Source organism: Ensifer sp. KUDG1 (assembly GCF_050434285.1).
Taxonomy (GTDB): domain Bacteria; phylum Pseudomonadota; class Alphaproteobacteria; order Rhizobiales; family Rhizobiaceae; genus Ensifer.
In genome coordinates this window covers 479,782-499,018 of the sequence record NZ_JBNDIG010000001.1, presented here as the reverse complement: position 1 = coordinate 499,018, position 19,237 = coordinate 479,782, and the positions used below count along the sequence as shown (strand labels likewise).

The window sequence follows — 19,237 nt, the reverse complement described above, 5'->3', positions numbered from 1 at the left end:
GTAATCGTGGATAATTTTTATCTACGATCAGGCCGAGAGTCAATCCTCGTGATTGCACCCATCGGACAGGCTTCTCTTTTGGCGGATTTGATCTACCTTTGTTCTCCGTGAACAGGATCGATTCCAGAGAGCCGCAGGGCGATGCCCTGAGCCTGCCCGCTCCCTTTCTGCGCTGGTTCGGCGAGAAGGGCTGGCGGCCGCGTGCGCACCAGCTGGAGCTGCTCGCCCGCGCCGAGGCCGGGGACAGCACGCTGCTGATCGCGCCGACCGGCGCCGGCAAGACGCTCGCCGGCTTCCTGCCGTCGCTGGTCGATCTCACCCGCCGTGGCAAAATTCCGCCGGGCTCAGCCTTCGTCGGCATCCACACGCTCTACATCTCGCCCCTGAAGGCGCTCGCCGTCGACATCGAGCGCAACCTGATGAAGCCGGTCGGCGAAATGGGGCTTCCGGTGCGCGTCGAGAACCGCACAGGCGATACGCCCACGGCCAAGCGCCAGCGACAGAAGCTCAATCCGCCCGACATTCTGCTGACGACGCCGGAACAGCTCGCGCTGCTGCTCGCCAACGGCGAGGCGCAACGCTTCTTCAAGGACCTGCGCTATGTCGTGTTCGACGAGCTGCATTCGCTCGTCACCTCCAAGCGCGGCCATCTGCTTTCCCTTGGCCTTGCGCGGCTGCGCCGGCTGGCGCCCGGCCTGCAAACGATCGGCCTTTCGGCGACGGTCGCCGATCCGATGGATCTGCAGCGCTGGCTGGCTCCGCAAGAGCCGGACGCGAACAATCACGCAGGCCTCGTCCAGGTAAAGGGCGGGGCCAAGCCGCAGATCACCATTTTGAAGACCGAGGAACACGTGCCCTGGGCCGGTCACTCGGCGCGCTACGCGATCCCCGACGTCTACGAGGCGATCAAGGAGCACGGTACGACCCTGCTCTTCGTCAACACCCGCAGTCAGGCGGAGCTTCTGTTCCAGGAACTCTGGACGAACAACGACGACAATCTGCCGATCGCGCTGCATCACGGCTCGCTCGACGTCGCCCAGCGCCGCAAGGTCGAGGCAGCGATGGCCGAGAACCGCTTGCGCGCCGTGGTCGCCACCTCGACGCTCGATCTCGGCATAGACTGGGGCGATGTCGACCTCGTCGTGCATGTGGGCGCGCCGAAGGGCGCGAGCCGCCTTGCCCAGCGCATCGGCCGCGCCAACCACCGCATGGACGAACCGTCGAAGGCGATCCTGGTGCCGGCCAACCGCTTCGAGGTGATGGAATGCCAGGCGGCCCTCGACGCCAATTATGTCGGCGCCCAGGACACACCGCCGGTCGGCAAGGGCGCGCTTGACGTGCTCGCCCAGCACGTGCTTGGCATGGCCTGCGCAGCACCCTTCGATCCGCTCGACCTCTACGACGAGATCACCACCGCCTCGCCCTATGCTACGCTTTCCTGGGAGACCTTCGAACGGGTGATCGATTTCGTCGCGACCGGCGGTTATGCGCTGAAGACCTACGAGCGCTATGCCCGCATCCGCAAGACCAAGGACGGGCTCTATCGCGTCTCCAATCCGCTGGTGGCGCAGCAATACCGGTTGAACGTCGGCACCATCGTGGAATCGCCGATGCTGAACGTGCGCATGGTCAAGCGCAACGCCCGCGGCTCGCTCGGCCGCGGCGGCATGCCGCTCGGCAAGGTCGAGGAGTATTTCCTCGAAATGCTGTCCCAGGGCGACACCTTCATGTTCTCTGGCAAGGTGCTGCGCTTCGAGGGCATCCGCGAGAACGAGTGCCTCGTCAGCCAGGCTTTTACTTTCGATCCCAAGGTGCCGAGCTATGCCGGCGGCAAGTTCCCGCTCTCGACCTATCTCGCCGAACAGGTCCGAAGGATGCTTGCCGATCCGGCACGGCGTGCGGCGCTGCCGGAACAGGTGCGCGACTGGCTGTCCTTGCAGAAGGACGTCTCGATGCTGCCGCGCGAGGACGAGCTGCTGATCGAGACTTTTCCGCGCGGCAGCCGCCACTACATGGTCATCTATGCCTTCGAAGGGCGGTTGGCGCACCAGACGCTCGGCATGCTCTTGACCCGCAGGCTCGATCGCGCCGGGCTGAAGCCGCTCGGCTTCGTCGCCACCGATTATTCGCTGGCGGTCTGGGCGCTCGACGACCTCGGCGCCACCTTCGAACTCAGGCGCGGCGCGCTTGCCGATCTCTTCGACGAGGACATGCTCGGCGACGACCTCGAAGCCTGGCTCAACGAATCCTTCCTCTTGAAACGCACCTTTCGCAACTGCGCCGTCATCGCCGGGCTGATCGACCAGCGGCATCCCGGCAAGGAAAAGACCGGCCGGCAGGTGACGGTCTCGGCCGACCTCATTTACGACGTATTGCACGCGCACGAGCCGGACCATCTGCTGCTCGAAGCGACTCGCAACGACGCGGCAACGGGGCTTTTGGACATCGCCCGCCTCGGGGATATGCTGAAACGAATCAAGGGCCACATCACCCACCGACGGCTCGACCATATCTCGCCGCTGGCGGTGCCCGTCATGCTGGAGATCGGCAAGGAAATGGTCCAGGGCGAGGCACAGGACTTCCTGCTTTCGGAAGCAGCAGACGACCTGATCCACGAGGCGATGGGCGGTCTGGATGTGGGTTGATAGGAAAATGACCTTGAGAATGAGCAGTCAGTCGATGTCGGCGGATTTTTACCCCGTCCGCGCACAACGTGCGAGACCGTGACTATGCATCGCCTTGCCCACGCCCTCTCGGCTCAGACGACCACTCCCCTCCTCCACGCCCAGACAATCGTCAACGGCGTCGTCGCGATGTGCGATCCGCTTGGTAGCCTCTACCTGCCGGAGACGGGCACGCTCGTCGTCTCGGACCTGCATCTGGAAAAGGGCTCCGCCTTTGCCCGGCGCGGCATGCTTTTGCCGCCCTACGATACGCTTGCGACGCTGCGCGTGCTCGAGGCGGCGATCGCGCGGCACGACCCGAAGCTCGTCATCAGCCTCGGCGACAACTTCCACGACCGCGTCGGCTCGGCGGCCATGCCCGATCATTTCCGGCATATGATTGCCGCCATGGCCTATGGACGCGAATGGGTCTGGATCAACGGCAACCACGACCCCGACGGCGCCTTCGGCCTGCCGGGCGCCTCGATGGACGAGCTTAGCCATGCGGGACTGACCTTCCGGCACGAGCCGAAGCGCAGCGATGCCGTCGGCGAGATCGCCGGGCACCTGCATCCGGCAGCAACGGTGGTAAGACGGGAAAGAGCTGTGCGCCGCGCCTGCTTTGCGACCGATGGCACGCGCCTGCTGATGCCGGCTTTCGGTGTCACCACCGGCGGGCTCGATCTCAGGCACCGCGCCATGACCGGCCTCTTCGACCGCAGCAAGCTTGTCGCCCATATGCTCGGGCGCGACCGGATCTATTCAGTTCGCTTTGCCAATCTCATCGCCTGACGAGAGCGGTGAAAACGGCGCGGCTCTCCCGCGCCGGAGCGCCGCCTGCGATCAAAACGCGTTGAAGGTCAGCGTCGTCAGCGAGCGCGAGATGCCCGGCACCGTGGCAATGTTGTCGTTGATGAACTTGCCGATGTCCTGGCCTTCTTCGATATAGACCTTGATGATCAGGTCGTAATCGCCGCTCGTCGAATACATCTCCGAAACGATCTCCTTGCGGTAGATCTCGTCGGCGACCTCGTAGGTCTTGCCGGGAGCGCACTGCAACTGGACAAAAATCGGTTTCATCGAGCTTCCTCTGTTTTTTATTTGCCACGGCATGCGCTGATGAAACGCATGCGGCATGCCTTTCCATAGCGCTCCGGCGCGCAAAAGGAAACGTCGGCGAAGGTCGCCCGTCACTATTCCTTGCGGAAGATCAGGCTGGCGCCCCAGCCGGTAATGACGGCGAGCAGCACGGCCATCAGGCCGTAGAGCAGCGGCTGCTGGTGTGCCGCCTGGGTGATGAACTGTTCGAGGCCGGTCTTGACGACACGCAGCGGCAGCGCCTTGGCGGCGACGAAGACACCGTCGCGGAAGAGATAGGCGCGCACCACATGCACGCCGTTCGGCACGTTGGCCGGCAGGCGTACAGACGCCTTGAACAGGCTGGAACTGATGAACTGCACGCCGCCGGGATCGCGCTCGTAGACGCCGCTGGTCTCGCGGATACGGCGGAAGGCGTTGCGGAACTCGCCGAGATTGCTGCCGTCACCGACGAAGCCGAGCGGCACCAGCCGCATGTGGTCGACGCCGATGCCCATATTGCCCATCTCGCCGGGCGGCGCGATCGTCTCGATATCGCGCGTCGACGACAGCGAATAGGATTCCGGCACCAACTCGAAGGTCATGGAGCTGGTGTTCACCCAGATCCCGAAGACACGCTCCTTCTTGCGCACCGTCGCATTATCCTTGGGCCCCTCGAGGCTGACGACGATGTTGTAGCGGCCCTGGGCAAGCAGGCCCTGGTCGAAGCCGTCGACCGCGCCGAAGATCGTCAGGTCGGCGCCGCGGAAATCGGAGGTGATCGCGATCTCGTCGGTGGAGATGCCGATCTCCAACTTCTCGGTGAAATCGGCATTCTCGTCCTGCAGCGCAGCCAGGGCCGGAGCGGAGAAGGCGAAAGCCAGGAGCGTCAGAGCTATGCGGGCGAAACGGTGCATCAGAAACCGAACCCCGCGGATACGACCGAATAGACGTCCTTCGGCGGGATGATGAGTTCGATCGCCAGACGAATGCCGACAGCAAGAACAAGCAGCGCCAGCAATGCGCGCAGCTGTTCGCCGCGCAGCTTCTGGCCGACGCGCACGCCGTATTGGGCGCCGATGACGCCGGCGATCATCAGCACGAAAGCGAGCACGATGTCGACGGTGTAGTTGGTCGAAGCCTGGACGATGACCGTGTAGGCGGAAACGAAGATGATCTGGAACAGCGACGTGCCGACGACGACATTGGTCGGAATGCGCAGCAGATAGATCATCGCCGGCACCATGATGAAGCCGCCGCCGACACCCATGACCGAGGTCAGGATGCCGATGCAGAAACCGAGGGCGATCACCGGAATGACGCTCAGATAGATCTTCGACTTCTTGAAGCGCATCTTCAGGGGCAGGCCATGCACCCAGTTGTGCTGGCCGGGGCGGCGCAAGGTCGTCTGCTGGTTCTTGGCCGCCTTGCGCATGGCGACGACGCTCTCCCAGAGCATCAGCCCGCCGACGGTGCCGAGCAGCACGACGTAAAGCAGCGAGATCACCAGGTCGAGCTGGCCGAGGCGGCGCAGCAGCGAGAACAGCCAGACGCCGACGGTCGCGCCGGCAAGACCGCCGCACAGAAGCACCGTGCCGAGCTTGATGTCGATGGTGCCTCTTCGGAAATGCGTGATCGCGCCGGAAATCGACGAGGCCACCACCTGGTTGGCACCAGTCGCCACCGCGACGACGGGAGGAATATTGTAGAAGATCAGAAGCGGCGTGATCAGGAACCCGCCACCGACGCCGAACATGCCGGACAGAAAGCCGACGGCAGCGCCCATACCGAGAATGATGAGTATGTTCACCGACAACTCTGCGATGGGCAGATAGATCGTCACGCCGGATCCTCGATATGCCAACGGCCCGCGATGCGGGCAAACCAGTTAGTGTGGCAAGCAAATCACCACGATTGAGGGATTATTCGAAGGGCCGACACCTCCCCCGAGGGCGAGGCGGCCTCCGTCATGCACTCCTGCAGCGTTGCGCTTCCGCCAGGACGTGCCAAGGCCACGAATCGGACCTTGATTGCTGCATCGGTTCTTCCTTAGCCCGATTCCGATTAAGGAATTATGCAGCAGCCCGAGATTTCAACCTTTTCAGCCACATGGCGGATGGCTTCGCCACCCGCAACCCGTGTCGCCCGGCTCTGCGGCTTTATTACGGCGCTGGGCCTGAGGGTCAGGAATTGCGCTTCAGCAATTCCTTGACCAGCTGCTCGGTGATTTCGCCCGTCGGCTCCTGGCCGACCGACTTCTGGAAAGCCTTGATGGCGGCGACGGTCTTCTTACCCATCTGGCCATCCGGCTTGCCGGCGTCGAAGCCGTTGTTGTTGAGGATCGCCTGGATGTTGCGGACCGCCTTGCTCATGTCGACGCTGGCCGTCTTGTTGGCCGGGCCGACCCATGCATCCGGAACGTCGACGCTGTTTGCCTTGGCGTCGACCGGCTCAGCCTTCCAGGCTTCGGCCTTGGCCTTGGCGCTTTCGAGCTGCTCCGGCTTCATCGCCTTGGCAACCTCGTCGCGCTTGGCGCCGGCATCGAGATCGCCTTCGCGGGCAGCCGCCGAGAACCACTTGTAGGATTCCGTCAGGTCCTGCGGCACGCCGTTGCCGCGGGCATAGAGAACCGCAAGGTTGAACTGGCTGTCGCGGATGCCGAGTTCGGCAGCCTTCGCAAACCACTTCGTTGCCTCGTTAAAGTCAGGCGCTCCATCGCGACCGCTTGCCAGCATGACCGCGAGATTGTGCATGGCGCTGGCGTTGCCCTGGCCGGCGGAAGCGATATAGAGCGCCTTCGCCTTGGCCGTGTCGCGCGTGACGCCGGTGCCCTTCTCGTAAAGGGTTGCAAGACGGTACTGAGCCGGCACGACGCCGGCATCGGCGGCGCGCTGATACCATTTCGCGGCTTCCGCCATGTTTTCCTGAACGCCCCGGCCCTCGGTGAAGCGCACGGCGATTTCGTAGAAGGCGAGCGGATCGCCACCCTTGGCGGCCGTCACCAGAGCGACCGGGCCGAAACCTTCCGGCAATACCACGTCGGTCGCCACGGCTGCAGCGGCAGTCGTCGAAGGGGTCATCGCGGCGCCATCGGCCGGCGCGCTTGCGACCGAAGCGCTCGCCACCGGCGTCGCTGCAGCCGCTGCCGGCTGGAACTCGGTGACCGGCGTCTTCGTCTCGGCGACAGGCGCAAGCATCGGCGCCTTGCCTTCCGCCGGCGTTGCAAAGCTGGTCGTCGGCACGGTCGTTGCCGTCACCGCGATCGAGGTCTCGGGGGTCTTTGCCGGCGCTTCAACGGAATCGAGCGGTGGCGCAACAGCCGTTTCGGACGCAGCAACCGGTGCTGCCTGTGCCGCAACGGTCGTGCCCTGCACCAGTTGGTCGTCGGCGACCTTGAATTCGGATGCCTGTGGGTTGACCGTCTGCTCGATGACCGCCACCGGTTCGACCGGCATCTCGTCCTTGTTCAGCATCGAGCTGACCATCGGGTAGGACATGATCGCCAAAAGCACGGCGCCGACGGCCATGAGGATCGGCCGGCGATGACGGGCAAAAGCGCCGCCGATGCCGGACGTCGCGGCCTTGTCGCCGGTCTTGTTGAGGGTGTCGGCTTCCTCGACGGCGAGCTGGGCGGCGCGGCGAGCGGCGGCAATGAAGTCCGACTTGTCGCCATCGGCCGGCTGAATGCCTGCCTTGTTCATCTGCCCGGCGCGCACGCGCTCCAGGATCTTCTTCACGTCCGGAACGCCGGAGCCCGGCTCGAGCAGCTGGTTGGCTTCTTCCGGCGCCAGCATTTCGGAGGGATCGATCGACGGCGTCGGCTCGACGAGCTTGCGCGCCTGCTCCGGTGCCTGTTCCGAGCGTTTGCCGGAAAAGCGACGGGTGAGGCCGGCGAGCAGGCCGGTGCGGCCAGCGGCTACCGGCTCGCGCTCTTCTTCGAGCTCGACGGTCGAGATCTGCGCATCGTCGGCAAGGGCCGTTACCGGTTCGGCGGCCTCGGCTGCGACGGCCTGGTCCTCCGCCTGGAGGGCGCGGACATTGCGCTGCAGGTCGTCGTAGCGATCATCGAGGTCGCCGCCACCGAAGGGGTCGTTGAACTCCGGCTGCGCGGCGCGCGGCATCGGAGCGGCTTCGCGTACCACCGCCATGGCAGGCTGGGCCGCCAGTGCCGGCTCGCGGTTTTCGATGCGTTCCAGCTTGTCGGCGATGTGGACGAGGGTTTCGTGCAGCGCCTCGAACGTGCGCGCAGTCCGCTCTTCGCTGGAGCGGCTCAAGTCCTCAAGTGTCCGCAGATCTTCGGCAAGCGCCGAGATCGCGGCCAGGTCGCTACCGGAGGAGGCCTGCGTTGGGCCGTTCTTGGAATAGGCTTCCATCACCGCTTCGGCCGCCTGGCGGGCGGCTTCGACGATGTATTCGTCGCTGGTCGAGAAATAGTCCTCGAGCGCGGTCATACGGTTTTCGAAATCGACGGGCATCACGCTCTGGGCGACGTCCGCCCGCGGCTGGCTGACCAGCGTCGACAGGTTGGCGATCTGGGCTTCAAGGTTCTGAAGCGCCGCGCGGTCGTCGAACGGCGCTGCCTGTGTTTCCTCCAGCCGCTGGGCGATACCGGCGAGGCGATCTTCCAGCCGGTCGAAACGCGGATCGGAGACAGGCTGGGCGCCATGGGCGTCGAGCTCGTCGATGCGGCGGGCGAGATAGTCCAGCCGCTCGGCGAGAGCGTCGTTGACGCTGCCCTGGTCGAGGGCCTCGATCTTGCGGGAGATATCCGACAGGTAATCGTTGAGGTCCGACTGCGCCGTCCTGTTGCTGCGCTCCATCATCAGCGACAGCTGGTCCAGCCGCTCTTCCAGGCGGGCGGCGGCCTTTTCGCTGGCGAGATCCTCGACACGGACGGTCAGGGCTTCCAGACGGGCGCTGAGGCCCGAATCGTTCGGGCGCGACAGGCTGTCGATCTGGTGGGAGAGATCGCCGAGCCGGCTTTCGAGGCGATTGACGAAGCCGGTATCAAGCCCCTGGGTCGTGCGGCTGTTGGCGGCAATGGCGCGGCTGATTTCGTCGAGCCGGCTGTCGAGATCGGCAAACTGCGAGACGAGGCGGCGATCGTCGGGCTGGATCTGCCGGCCGAGCATTTCGATCGCCTGGGCAACGGCGATAAGCTTGTCTTCGAGCACATCGACGGCGGAGCTGCTCTTCAGCGAGCCTATCTGCGACTTGATTTCGTCCAACCGATAGGCGAGCGCGACCAGTTCGTCGTCGCGGCTCTGGTCGAACGCGATCAGCCGATCCTCGACACCATTCCAGCGGTTTTCCATGCGGCGCATGCTGTCTTCGCGCGCAAGTCCGTCGATCATCGCGCGCAGGTCGTCGAAATCGCCGCGCAAGGCGTCAGCCTGGGCGGGCGAGGCCTGACGGCCGAGATGCTGGATGCTGTCGGCAAGGCGCTGCATGTCGCCACGCACGTCTTCGGCGAAGCTGTGATCCTGTGCCTGGGCCTTGATGCCGCGAATTTCGGAGCGCAGCGAATTCATCTCGCGCGTCAGGCCGTCGGTGATGTCACGCTTCAGGTCCTGGCGCAAACCGACGAGGGCTTCGGCGATATCGTTGACGGCTGCGGAGGCGCGTTGCGGCTGGCTGTGAAGCTGGGGGCGCGGCTCTTCGACGTAGCGGTCCTGGACCGGCCGTTCGGAAATGGGGCGTTCGGAAGCGGGGCGCTCGGGGGCATACCGTTCCGGCCCGCGCTGCGGCAGCCGGTCGCTAAGCGCTGGGCGCTCGCGCGAGGCGCTGAGGCTGCGCTGGCGTTGCATGATTTCGGCGACGGCATCGCGGGGCGATGCCGTTTCCCGGACGGGTTCGCGGGCGGGCTGGCGCTCGGGCGGCCTTGGCGCCGGGTCGCGGGCCGCACCGCTCATCAGGCCTTCGATCCGCGCCTCCAATCCTTCAATGGTGCGGTTCAAGGCGTCGAGCGACGGCCGCTCGCTATAGGACTGGCTGCCTGCGCGCTGAGGATTTGATCGCAATCCACTCATGTTGTTCTTCGCCCCTGTCGTCGGCCATCTCGAAAGTCGTCACGGAAGAAAACTGCTTTCTTCACCCCTGTGGCGCTTCCGACGCGGGCAAAACTACAACGATGCGACGCCAGGACAGGTTGCAGCTTTGACCATCTCAACACGCACCTTTCACGAAACGTGGTAAACAAGCGGTTAACCTGCGGATGATTTTTTAACGATTTGGCAGGATCGTACGAAGTTGAGGCGCTGCGGTGCCGCCGACCTCCCCCACACGCCACCAAACTGCGCGACACGTAATTTTTGACGTTTACGCAAACGTCAAAATTTTGTAGCATCCGGCCAACGATGCGAGACCGCCCCGGCGGCATCCGCTTTCCCGTGGAAAAACGGGAGGAGAGGATGCTCTGGAAACAATGAGGATGGCGGCGCATCCGGCATCCTGCAACCGGGCGTCGACGACGACAGACGGCGGCCCGAAGCACCAAAGGCGAGGAAAGAATGCCCATCTACAAGGCTCCGGTCGACGATACCCTCTTCATCCTGAACGACGTGCTCGGCATCGAGCGCTACAACAACCTGCCCGGATTTGCCGATGCGACGCCCGACATGATCGAGGCGATCGTCGGCGAAGCCGCCAAGCTTGCCGAAGAAGCTCTGTTTCCGGTCAACCTTTCCGGCGACCAGGAAGGCTGCAAGCGTCGCGACGACGGTTCGGTCAGCGTGCCGAAGGGCTTCAAGGAAGCCTTCGACCTCTACCGCGAAGGCGGCTGGCTCGGCCTTGCCGTGCCTGAAGAATTCGGCGGCCAGGGCCTGCCCTATACGCTGCACACCGCCGTCGGCGAATACATGTCGTCGGCCAACATGGCGCTGACCATGTATCCGGGCCTCACCCAGGGCGCGATCGCCGCGATCCTGGTTCACGGTACCGACGAGCAGAAGCAGGCCTATCTGCCGAAGATGGTCGCCGGCATCTGGACCGGTACGATGAACCTGACCGAGCCGCATTGCGGCACGGACCTCGGCCTCCTGCGCACCAAGGCGGTGCCCACCGGCAACGGCGCCTACAAGATCTCCGGCCAGAAGATCTTCATCTCGGCCGGCGAGCACGACATGTCCGACAACATCATCCATCTGGTGCTCGCCCGCATCGAGGGCGCGCCGGAGGGCGTGAAGGGCATCTCGCTGTTCATCGTGCCGAAGTTCAAGCTCGACGGCGCCGGCGAACCGGGCGAACGCAACGGCGTTTCCTGCGGCGCGATCGAACACAAGATGGGCATCCACGGCAACTCCACCTGCGTCATGAACTATGACGAGGCCGAGGGCTACCTCATCGGCGCGGAGAACAAGGGCCTCAACGCCATGTTCGTGATGATGAACGAGGCCCGCCTCGGCGTCGGCCTGCAGGGCCTGTCGATCGCGGAAATCGCTTACCAGAACGCCGCCAACTACGCGCGCGACCGCATCCAGGGCCGCTCGCTTTCCGGCCCCAAGGCGCCGGACAAGAAGGCCGACCCGATCATCGTGCATCCGGACGTGCGCCGCACGCTGATGACGATCAAGGCCTTCAACGAGGCCGGCCGCGCCTTCACGCTCTGGACCGCGCTCAAGTCCGACATCGCGCACCGTTCCGACAATGAAGCCGACCGCCAGGCGGCGGACGATATCCTCGGCCTGATGACCCCGATCCTCAAGGGCGTCATGACCGACAAGGGCTTCGACCATGCGGTCATGGCGCAGCAGATGTTCGGCGGCCACGGCTATATCGAAGAACACGGCATGAGCCAGTATGTCCGCGATGCCCGCATCGCGATGATCTACGAAGGTGCCAACGGCATCCAGGCGCTCGACCTCGTCGGCCGTAAGCTCGGCCTCAACGGCGGCCGCGCCGTCATGGCCCTGTTCAAGGAGATCGGCGATTTCTGCGAGGAGAACCGCAGCAACGAGAAGCTGTCGGCCTATACCAAGGCGCTGAAGAAGGGCCTCAACGACCTGCAGGCCGCCACCATGTGGTTCATGCAGAACGCGATGGCCAAGCCCGACAATGCCGGCGCCGGCTCGACCGACTACATGCACCTCTTCGGCCTCGTCGTGCTTGGCTACATGTGGGCGAAGATCGCCAAGACGGCCGAGGAAAAGCTTGCCTCTGGCGAAACGGCGCGTGCAGACTATCTGAAGAACAAGCTGATCACCGCGACCTTCTTCATGGAAAGGATCCTGCCGGAAACGGCCCTGCGCAAGGCCCGCATCGAAACCGGCGCCAACACGCTGATGGCGCTCGACGCAGCCGCTTTCTAATCTCGTCGCGGAAGCGATCTAACATGTTTGACGGGCGGCACCAGCGGGTGCTGCCGAAAGGGAGATGAAACATGACGAAAGTCTTCGTTTACGACCACGTGCGCACGCCGCGCGGCCGTGGCAAGAAGGACGGATCGCTGCACGAAGTGCCGTCCGTTCGGCTGGCCGCCAAGATGCTGGAAGCGGTGCGTGACCGCAACGACCTCGACACGTCGACCGTCGACGACATCATCATGGGTTGCGTCGATCCGGTGATGGACGCGGGCGCGGTGATCCCGAAGGCTGCCGCCTTCGAAGCCGGCTATTCGACCCGTGCACCGGGCATGCAGATCTCGCGCTTCTGCGCTTCCGGCCTCGACGCCGTCAACTTCGGCGCGGCGAAGATCGCCCAAGGCGCCGACGACATCGTCATTGCCGGCGGCGTTGAATCGATGTCGCGCGTCGGCCTCGGCATGTCCGGCGGCGCCTGGTTCATGGACCCCTCGGTCAACCTGCCGGCCTTCTTCATGCCGCAGGGCGTTTCGGCCGACCTGATCGCCACCAAGTACGGCTTCAGCCGCGACGACGTCGACGCCTATGCCGTCGAAAGCCAGAAGCGCGCAGCGCATGCATGGGAAAACGGCTACTTCAAGAAGTCCGTCGTTCCCTTCAAGGACCAGAACGGCCTGACCATCCTCGACCGCGACGAACACATGCGTCCGGGCACCGACATGCAGGCGCTCGCCTCGCTCAACCCGTCCTTCCAGATGCCGGGTGAAATGGGCGGCTTCGAAGCGGTCGGCATCCAGGCGCATCCGGAAATCGAAAAGATCAACTACGTGCACCACGCCGGCAATTCGTCGGGTATCGTCGACGGCGCCGCAGCCGTGCTGCTCGGCTCCAAGGCCGGCGGCGAAAGCATGGGCCTGAAGCCGCGCGCCCGCATCCGCGCCTTCGCCAATATCGGCTCCGATCCGGCATTGATGCTGACCGGCCCGGTCGACGTCACCGAGAAGCTGCTGAAGCGCGCCGACATGAAGCTGTCGGACATCGATCTCTTCGAGCTCAACGAAGCCTTTGCGGCCGTCGTCCTGCGCTACATGCAGGCCTTCGACATCCCGCACGACAAGATCAACGTCAACGGCGGCGCGATCGCTATGGGCCATCCGCTCGGCGCGACCGGCGCGATGATCCTCGGCACCGTGCTCGACGAACTGGAGCGCCGCGATCTCAACACCGCGCTCGTCACCCTTTGCATCGGCGCCGGCATGGGCACGGCCACGATCATCGAAAGGGTCTGACGATGGACGTGATGCGCCGCACCCTTCTTGGACTGATGGGCCTGGGGCTGCTTGCAGCCGCGGGCTGCGTCTCCGACGAGGAGGAAGGCGGCGACAGCTTCACGCTCACCGGTGCGATCACCAATGTCGCCAGCGGCCCGGTTCCAGTCGGCACCGTCACGATCCGGCTCGAAGAGCAGGGCGTGATGGACGTCGCCGCCAAGCTGATCGCCGAGACGTCCGTCGTCAGCGACGGCAAGGCCACCCGCGTGCCCTTCGTGCTGCAGGTGCCGAAGCCCGAACTCGACAAGGCTGTCGACGCCGGCTTCAGCATCCGTGTCGAGCGCGACGGGCGGCTGATCGCCACCAACACCAGCAAGCAACGTTACAGCGGCGGATCGAACGTCTCGCTGCAGATCGAACCCATTCTCTACTGAGGGGGAGAACCATGACGAATTACACCAATTTCAAGATCGAGACCGACGCCGACGGCATTGCGCTCATCACCTGGGACATGCCCGAGAAGTCGATGAACGTCTTCACCCAGGAGGTGATGGAAGAGCTGAACGCCATCGTCGACCAGACCACCGCCGATGCGGCGGTCAAGGGCGTCGTCTTCACGTCGGGCAAGTCGAGCTTCTCCGGCGGCGCCGATCTCTCGATGATCAAGTCGATGTTCACCTTCCAGCAGGAAGAGAAGAAGAAGGATCCGGATAACGCCGCCCAGAAGCTCTTCGATCTGGTCGGCCGCATGACGGGCCTGTTCCGCAAGCTCGAAACCTCCGGCAAGCCCTGGGTCTCGGCGATCAACGGCACCTGCATGGGCGGCGCCTTCGAGCTTTCCCTCGCCTGCCACGGCCGCGTCGCTTCGAACTCCAAGTCGGTGAAGATCGCCCTGCCGGAAGTCAAGGTCGGCATCTTCCCGGGCGCCGGCGGCACCCAGCGCGTGCCGCGGCTTACCAACGCGCAGGACGCGTTGCAGATGATGACGACCGGTTCGTCGCTGACGGCAGCCCGCGCCAAGGCGATGGGCCTCGTGCACGAAGTCGTCGACGCCGACAAGCTGGTCGATGCTGCCAAGGCGATGATCAAGAACGGCCTGAAGCCGGTGCAGCCCTGGGACGAAAAGGGCTACAAGGTTCCCGGCGGCGGCATCTGGACGCCGGCCTCTGCCCAGCTCTGGCCGGCCGCTTCCGGCATTCTGCGCCGCGAGACCTACGGCAACTATCCGGGCGCCGTCGCGATCCTGAAGTGTGTCTATGAGGGCCTGCAGGTTCCGTTCGACACGGCGCTCAAGATCGAGCAGCGTTACTTCACCGAGATCCTTCAGACGACCGAAGCCTTCTCGATGATCCGCTCGCTGTTCGTCTCGATGCAGGAGCTCGGCAAGGGTGCCCGCCGCCCGGCCGGCGTGCCGAAGTCGGAGTTCACGCATGTGGGCGTCGTCGGCGCCGGCTTCATGGGCGCCTCGATCGCCTATGTGACGGCTGCTGCAGGCATCGCCGTGACGCTGATCGACCGCGACATGGAAGCGGCCGAAAAGGGCAAGGCGCATTCGGAAGGCTTGGTGAAGGATTCGGTCGGCAAGGGCCGCCTGACCAAGGAAGAAGGCGAAGCGCTGCTTGCCCGCATCACGCCGTCGGCCGACTACAACGATCTCAAGACCGCCGGTCTCGTCGTCGAAGCAGTGTTCGAGGATCGCCAGGTCAAGAAGGACGTGATCGAGAAGGTGGAAGCGGTGATTGCCGAGGACGCGATCTTTGCGTCCAACACCTCGACGCTGCCGATCACCGGCCTTGCCAAGAACTCCAAGCGCCCGAGCCAGTTCATCGGCGTCCATTTCTTCTCACCGGTGGAGAAGATGATGCTGACGGAAGTGATCCTCGGCAAGGAAAGCGGCGACAGGGCACTCGGCGTGGCACTCGACTATGTGGCCGCTATCAAGAAGACACCGATCGTCGTCAACGACACGCGCGGCTTCTACGTCAACCGCTGCGTCTTCCGCTACATCCACGAAGCCTATGACATGCTGATCGAAGGCGTGCCGCCGGCAATGATCGAGAATGCCGCCAAGATGGCCGGCATGCCGGTCGGCCCGCTGTCGCTCAACGACGAAGTGGCGATCGACCTCAGCCAGAAGATCCTCAAGGCCACCGTCGCCGACCTCGGCGAAAAGGCCGTCGATCCCAAGCACCTGGCGCTGATCAACAAGATGGTCGACGATCTCGACCGCCGCGGTCGCAAGAACGGCAAGGGCTTCTACGAGTACCCGGCCAAGCCCGCCAAGAAGTATCTGTGGCCGGAGCTGAAGACGCTCTATCCGCAGAAAAACGCCGACAAGATCGATGTCGAGGTGCTAAAGCAGCGGCTTCTCGCCACGATCGCGCTCGAAGCGGCGCGCACCATGGAAGAAGGCATCGTCACCGATCCGCGCGAAGCCGACGTCGGCTCGATCCTCGGCTTCGGCTTTGCGCCCTATACCGGTGGCACGCTCTCCTACATCGACGGCATGGGCGTAAAGGCCTTCGTCAAGATGTGTGAAAAGCTCGCCAAGGACTATGGCGACCACTTCAAGCCGACGGCGCTCTTGAAGGAAATGGCCGAACGCGGCGAGACGTTCTACGGCCGCTTCGATCCCTACGGCGAGAAGAAGCAGGCGGCGTAAGCTTCGCTCATCGCATTGGAAGCAGGCCCCTCGGGGCCTGTTTTCGTTTGAACACGGCACATTCGAGGCCCTTGCCGGCTCAACGCTCACCCGGCCGCCATCACCCTGTTACAGTTCTGGTGCTAGGCCCACGCGGATGGAACCGCTACCCACGACGAACCCATGACGAAAACGACATTCCGCGCCGCCGCCCCCGGCGACGAACCTTATCTGCACTGGCTCGAAGAAGCCTGCATGCGCGACTATGCCGTCGCACTCTGGGGCAGTTGGCGCCCGCGTCCGGCGGATGCGCTGATCCTCGATGAACATCGCCTCATCGTTGCAGACGGCGAAGATGCCGGCTGTGTTTCGGTGACGCCGCGCGCGGACCATCTCTGGGTGAACAAGCTCTATGTCGCGCCCGCATATCAGAAGCGTGGCTACGGGGCTTTCGCCCTGAGGCAGGTGCTTGGCGAGGCGGGAGCGATCGGCCTGCCCGTGCGGCTCAGCGTGCTGACGACCAATCCGGCAGTGGCCTTCTATCGCCGCGAAGGCCTTGTGATCTATGAGGAAACCGCGGAACGGCGCTTCATGACATCGCGGGCGCGTTAAGCTTATCAGCATCTTCTGATTGACGCCCTCCGTGCGGGGGCGCATCCTCCGCGACTTCAGAGGGGGACACGCCATGAGCGAGCCTGATCTCTATCTGCTTGGGCGCGCAGGGCCCGAAGAAGCACGCCTGAAACGACAAATCGCCAATCTCGCACCCGATTCCGACCAGCAACTCGAAAGGGTCGGCATCAAGCCGGGCGAGCGCGTCGTCGATCTCGGTTGCGGTCCCGGCGGCGTGCTGCATCTCATCGGCAAGCGCGTCGGGCCGACCGGCTCGGTGCTCGGCATCGAACGCGACCCGCATTTCGTCGAGCTTGCCCGCCGTTTCGTTGCCGGCCACGCGCTGCCGCAGGTGGAGGTGCGTGAGGGCGACGCCTATGCCACCGGCCTACCGCGCCGCTCCTTCGACGGCGCCCATATGCGGCTGGTACTGGTCAACGTGCCACGGCCGGAACTCATCGTGCTCGAAATGGTGTCGCTGGTGAGGCCCGGCGGCTGGATCGCGAGCTTCGAGGCCGATTTCCTGGCGCATATCTGCGATCCGCCGCTTGCCGCCTGGGACCGGCTGCTGGCCGCCTACACCGCCTATTCCACGGCCAGAGGCATCGACCTCAACATCGGCCGTCGGCTGCATCGGCTGTTCCGAAGTGCCGGCGTCGAGGCGATTTCCGTCGATGCGGTCGAGCACGTCTACCCGCCCGGCCACGACCGCCGATCGATCCTTCGGGATTTCATCAACAATGTCCGTGACAGGCTCGTTGCCGAAGGCTTCATCAGCCAAGTCCAGCTGGATGACGATCTCGCCGCCCTCGACCGGCATCTTGCCGACCCCACCGTGCTCGTGACGTCCCACCTGTTCTTCCGGTTGACCGGTCGTATACCGGAAGCCCTCGTCATCAAGGCGTGAAGCGTTCCGCTTCCATTCGGCCTCAGGCGGTTGCGCCCTGGCGCCGGTGCGCCAGGCGTTCGCCGACGATGATCAGCAGGCCGGCCGCAAAGATCAGTCCGGCGCCGGCGAAAACATTGGTGGCCGGTACGTCGCCCCAGATCAGGAAGCCGAGACCGAAGGCCCAGACGAGCGAGGTATATTCGAACGGTGCGATCACCGAGATCGGTGCGCGACGCATGCCCTCGAAAAAGGCGTACTGGGCAATGCCGGCGATGACGCCGGTACCGGCCATCAGCGCAACGTCGAAGAGCGCCGGCGGCGTCCAGAAGAAACCGACCGCAACTCCGGTCATGCCGATGAAGAAGACGTTAGAGATCGTCATCTGCACCAAGGTCGTTTCGTGGAGTGCGGTCTTGCGCAGCATCACCGTGCCGATCGCCCAGAAGACGGCGGCAAGCAAGGCCAGGAATACAGGCAGCGACAGCTTCATGCCGGTGCCAAGCACATCGCAGGCGACGAGCACGCCGACGAAGCCGATGAAGACGGCGAACCAGCGGATCGGCGGCACGTCCTCCTTCAGGATCGGCACCGCCAACAGCGTCACGACGATCGGCGCGGCATAATAGAGCGTCGTCATTTCGGCGAGGCTGAGATCACGCGCCGCGTTGAAATAGCAAAGCCAGGCGGCAAGCAGCAAAAGATTGCGCACGAAGAGCGGCTTGAGCACCGGCGACACGATGGCATTGCGCACCAGCTGGCCGCGGCCGATGACGAGGCAAAGCACCAGGATGGTGATGCTGCGGGTAAACAGGATCTGCCAGACCGAGTAGCCGACGACCAGCCATTTGACCGACGCATCCTGCAGCGAAAACAGGAAATAGGAAAACGTCGTCATGACGATGCCTGACAGGACGGTCTTGTTCATGGGAGCCTCGATCACGCCGGCGGGAAGGGAAGCGGCGGAGCCCGTCTGATAGCGCGGCGGCGGCGGGCGCGGAAGGGGCATGGCTGGGCGGCGCTGTGGCGATTTCTTGGGGTGGCCTGCGCCACGATCGGGCACCAGGCTTGATGGAGATCAAGAACCGGCGCTTGCACCGCTGCTAGAAGGCGGCGATAACGACCATGAAACCTAGGTCTCAATGACATGCAGCCGCTCGCCTTCGCCCTTGCCGCCCTCGTCCTGCTCGCGACACCCGGTCCGACGAACACGCTGCTCTGGCTTTCCGGCGCATCGGCAGGCTTCCGCCGGTCGCTGCCGCTTTTGACCGGCGAACTCGGCGGCTATCTTGCGGTGATCATTCCCGCCGTCGCGCTGCTCGCCCCGTTCCTCGCCGCCCATCCGAACCTCGGCCTGGCGCTGAGGTTCATTGCCGCCTGCTGGGTGCTCTATCTCGCCTATGCGCTCTGGACGACCGATGCCGAACGCAGCGAAGGCGTTGTCATCTCCATCCGACAAGTCTTCGTCACGACGCTGCTCAATCCGAAAGCCCTGATCGTCGCCCTGGTGCTGTTGCCGCAGACGGGATTGGCAGCCGTCTGGCCCTGGATCGCCGGCTTTTCGCTGCTGGTCGTCGCTGCCGGGTCGGCCTGGATCGGGGCCGGCGCCCTGCTGGTGCAGATGTCCAAGGGTCTGTCGACCTCGCACCTGCCGCGCCGGATCGCTGCCGTCTGCCTCACGCTGTTCTCTGTCGGCATCGCCGGTAGCGCGATTGCCGCCATGCACTAGAAAAATCCCGGAGGACCAGCACGTGTCCTCCGGGATCGATCGCGAGAAGCGGCCAGCCGGT

The 19,237-nt window shown here is 64.2% G+C and carries 14 protein-coding genes; 9 read left to right on the top strand and 5 right to left on the bottom strand.

The genetic code is table 11. The features are described from left to right. Positions 1-98: 98 nt before the first annotated feature. Both M2267_RS02505 and pdeM read left to right on the top strand, forming a co-directional pair. The gene (locus tag M2267_RS02505; protein ID WP_429112263.1) at positions 99-2,645 is read left to right on the top strand and encodes a ligase-associated DNA damage response DEXH box helicase; all 2,547 of its coding nucleotides are present in this window, start codon (positions 99-101) and stop codon (positions 2,643-2,645) included. Positions 2,646-2,729: 84 nt separating this feature from the next. Next, positions 2,730-3,455 (top strand): ligase-associated DNA damage response endonuclease PdeM, encoded by a 726-nt coding sequence (gene pdeM, locus M2267_RS02500; protein ID WP_429112262.1) that lies wholly within the window; start codon positions 2,730-2,732, stop codon positions 3,453-3,455. 51 nt (positions 3,456-3,506) lie between these two features. Here pdeM and M2267_RS02495 read toward each other — a convergent pair whose 3' ends face one another. The 4 genes from M2267_RS02495 to M2267_RS02480 all read right to left on the bottom strand — a co-directional run bounded on the left by M2267_RS02495 (position 3,507) and on the right by M2267_RS02480 (position 9,769). Beyond that, entirely contained in the window at positions 3,507-3,743 is a 237-nt protein-coding gene (locus tag M2267_RS02495; RefSeq protein WP_034797129.1) for an Lrp/AsnC ligand binding domain-containing protein, read from the bottom strand. Between the two features lie 113 nt (positions 3,744-3,856). After that, entirely contained in the window at positions 3,857-4,657 is an 801-nt protein-coding gene (locus M2267_RS02490) for a TIGR02186 family protein (protein ID WP_205237163.1), read from the bottom strand. Further along, positions 4,657-5,583, bottom strand: coding sequence for a sulfite exporter TauE/SafE family protein (locus tag M2267_RS02485; RefSeq protein WP_043622412.1), 927 nt, complete (start codon positions 5,581-5,583; stop codon positions 4,657-4,659). Before M2267_RS02485 ends, M2267_RS02490 begins: the two co-directional genes overlap by 1 nt. Positions 5,584-5,923: 340 nt before the next feature. Beyond that, a complete protein-coding gene (locus tag M2267_RS02480) occupies positions 5,924-9,769 on the bottom strand; it encodes a peptidoglycan-binding protein (RefSeq protein WP_429112260.1) in 3,846 nt (1,281 codons plus the stop codon). A gap of 480 nt (positions 9,770-10,249) precedes the next feature. Here M2267_RS02480 and M2267_RS02475 point away from each other — a divergent pair, with 480 nt between their 5' ends. The 6 genes from M2267_RS02475 (at position 10,250) to M2267_RS02450 (ending at position 17,468) form a co-directional block, all read left to right on the top strand. Next, positions 10,250-12,046, top strand: coding sequence for an acyl-CoA dehydrogenase C-terminal domain-containing protein (locus M2267_RS02475; protein WP_429112259.1), 1,797 nt, complete (start codon positions 10,250-10,252; stop codon positions 12,044-12,046). Between the two features lie 71 nt (positions 12,047-12,117). Then, on the top strand, positions 12,118-13,326 hold the full coding sequence (locus M2267_RS02470) for an acetyl-CoA C-acetyltransferase (protein ID WP_429112258.1): 1,209 nt from the start codon (positions 12,118-12,120) through the stop codon (positions 13,324-13,326). A gap of 11 nt (positions 13,327-13,337) precedes the next feature. Continuing rightward, positions 13,338-13,742, top strand: coding sequence for a YbaY family lipoprotein (locus tag M2267_RS02465; RefSeq protein WP_192447927.1), 405 nt, complete (start codon positions 13,338-13,340; stop codon positions 13,740-13,742). Positions 13,743-13,753: 11 nt separating this feature from the next. Next, entirely contained in the window at positions 13,754-15,970 is a 2,217-nt protein-coding gene (locus tag M2267_RS02460; protein ID WP_429112256.1) for an FAD-dependent oxidoreductase, read from the top strand. Positions 15,971-16,132: 162 nt separating this feature from the next. Next, entirely contained in the window at positions 16,133-16,561 is a 429-nt protein-coding gene (locus M2267_RS02455) for a GNAT family N-acetyltransferase (protein WP_052201998.1), read from the top strand. Positions 16,562-16,634: 73 nt separating this feature from the next. Further along, a complete protein-coding gene (locus tag M2267_RS02450; protein ID WP_043622399.1) occupies positions 16,635-17,468 on the top strand; it encodes a methyltransferase domain-containing protein in 834 nt (277 codons plus the stop codon). Positions 17,469-17,490: 22 nt separating this feature from the next. Here M2267_RS02450 and M2267_RS02445 read toward each other — a convergent pair whose 3' ends face one another. Next, the gene (locus tag M2267_RS02445; RefSeq protein WP_043622443.1) at positions 17,491-18,375 is read right to left on the bottom strand and encodes a DMT family transporter; all 885 of its coding nucleotides are present in this window, start codon (positions 18,373-18,375) and stop codon (positions 17,491-17,493) included. Between the two features lie 219 nt (positions 18,376-18,594). Between M2267_RS02445 and M2267_RS02440 the strand changes: the two genes are divergently transcribed. After that, positions 18,595-19,176, top strand: a complete 582-nt coding sequence (locus tag M2267_RS02440; RefSeq protein WP_043622397.1) for a LysE family translocator — start codon at positions 18,595-18,597, stop codon at positions 19,174-19,176. Positions 19,177-19,237 lie beyond the last annotated feature (61 nt).

Coding starts and splice junctions, on each gene's coding strand:
- pdeM (WP_429112262.1), top strand. CDS start 2,730: ATGCATCGCCTTGCCCACGCCCTCTCGGCTCAGACGACCACTCCCCTC.
- M2267_RS02495 (WP_034797129.1), bottom strand. CDS start 3,743: ATGAAACCGATTTTTGTCCAGTTGCAGTGCGCTCCCGGCAAGACCTAC.
- M2267_RS02490 (WP_205237163.1), bottom strand. CDS start 4,657: ATGCACCGTTTCGCCCGCATAGCTCTGACGCTCCTGGCTTTCGCCTTC.
- M2267_RS02480 (WP_429112260.1), bottom strand. CDS start 9,769: ATGAGTGGATTGCGATCAAATCCTCAGCGCGCAGGCAGCCAGTCCTAT.
- M2267_RS02475 (WP_429112259.1), top strand. CDS start 10,250: ATGCCCATCTACAAGGCTCCGGTCGACGATACCCTCTTCATCCTGAAC.
- M2267_RS02470 (WP_429112258.1), top strand. CDS start 12,118: ATGACGAAAGTCTTCGTTTACGACCACGTGCGCACGCCGCGCGGCCGT.
- M2267_RS02465 (WP_192447927.1), top strand. CDS start 13,338: ATGCGCCGCACCCTTCTTGGACTGATGGGCCTGGGGCTGCTTGCAGCC.
- M2267_RS02460 (WP_429112256.1), top strand. CDS start 13,754: ATGACGAATTACACCAATTTCAAGATCGAGACCGACGCCGACGGCATT.
- M2267_RS02455 (WP_052201998.1), top strand. CDS start 16,133: ATGACGAAAACGACATTCCGCGCCGCCGCCCCCGGCGACGAACCTTAT.
- M2267_RS02450 (WP_043622399.1), top strand. CDS start 16,635: ATGAGCGAGCCTGATCTCTATCTGCTTGGGCGCGCAGGGCCCGAAGAA.
- M2267_RS02445 (WP_043622443.1), bottom strand. CDS start 18,375: ATGAACAAGACCGTCCTGTCAGGCATCGTCATGACGACGTTTTCCTAT.
- M2267_RS02440 (WP_043622397.1), top strand. CDS start 18,595: ATGCAGCCGCTCGCCTTCGCCCTTGCCGCCCTCGTCCTGCTCGCGACA.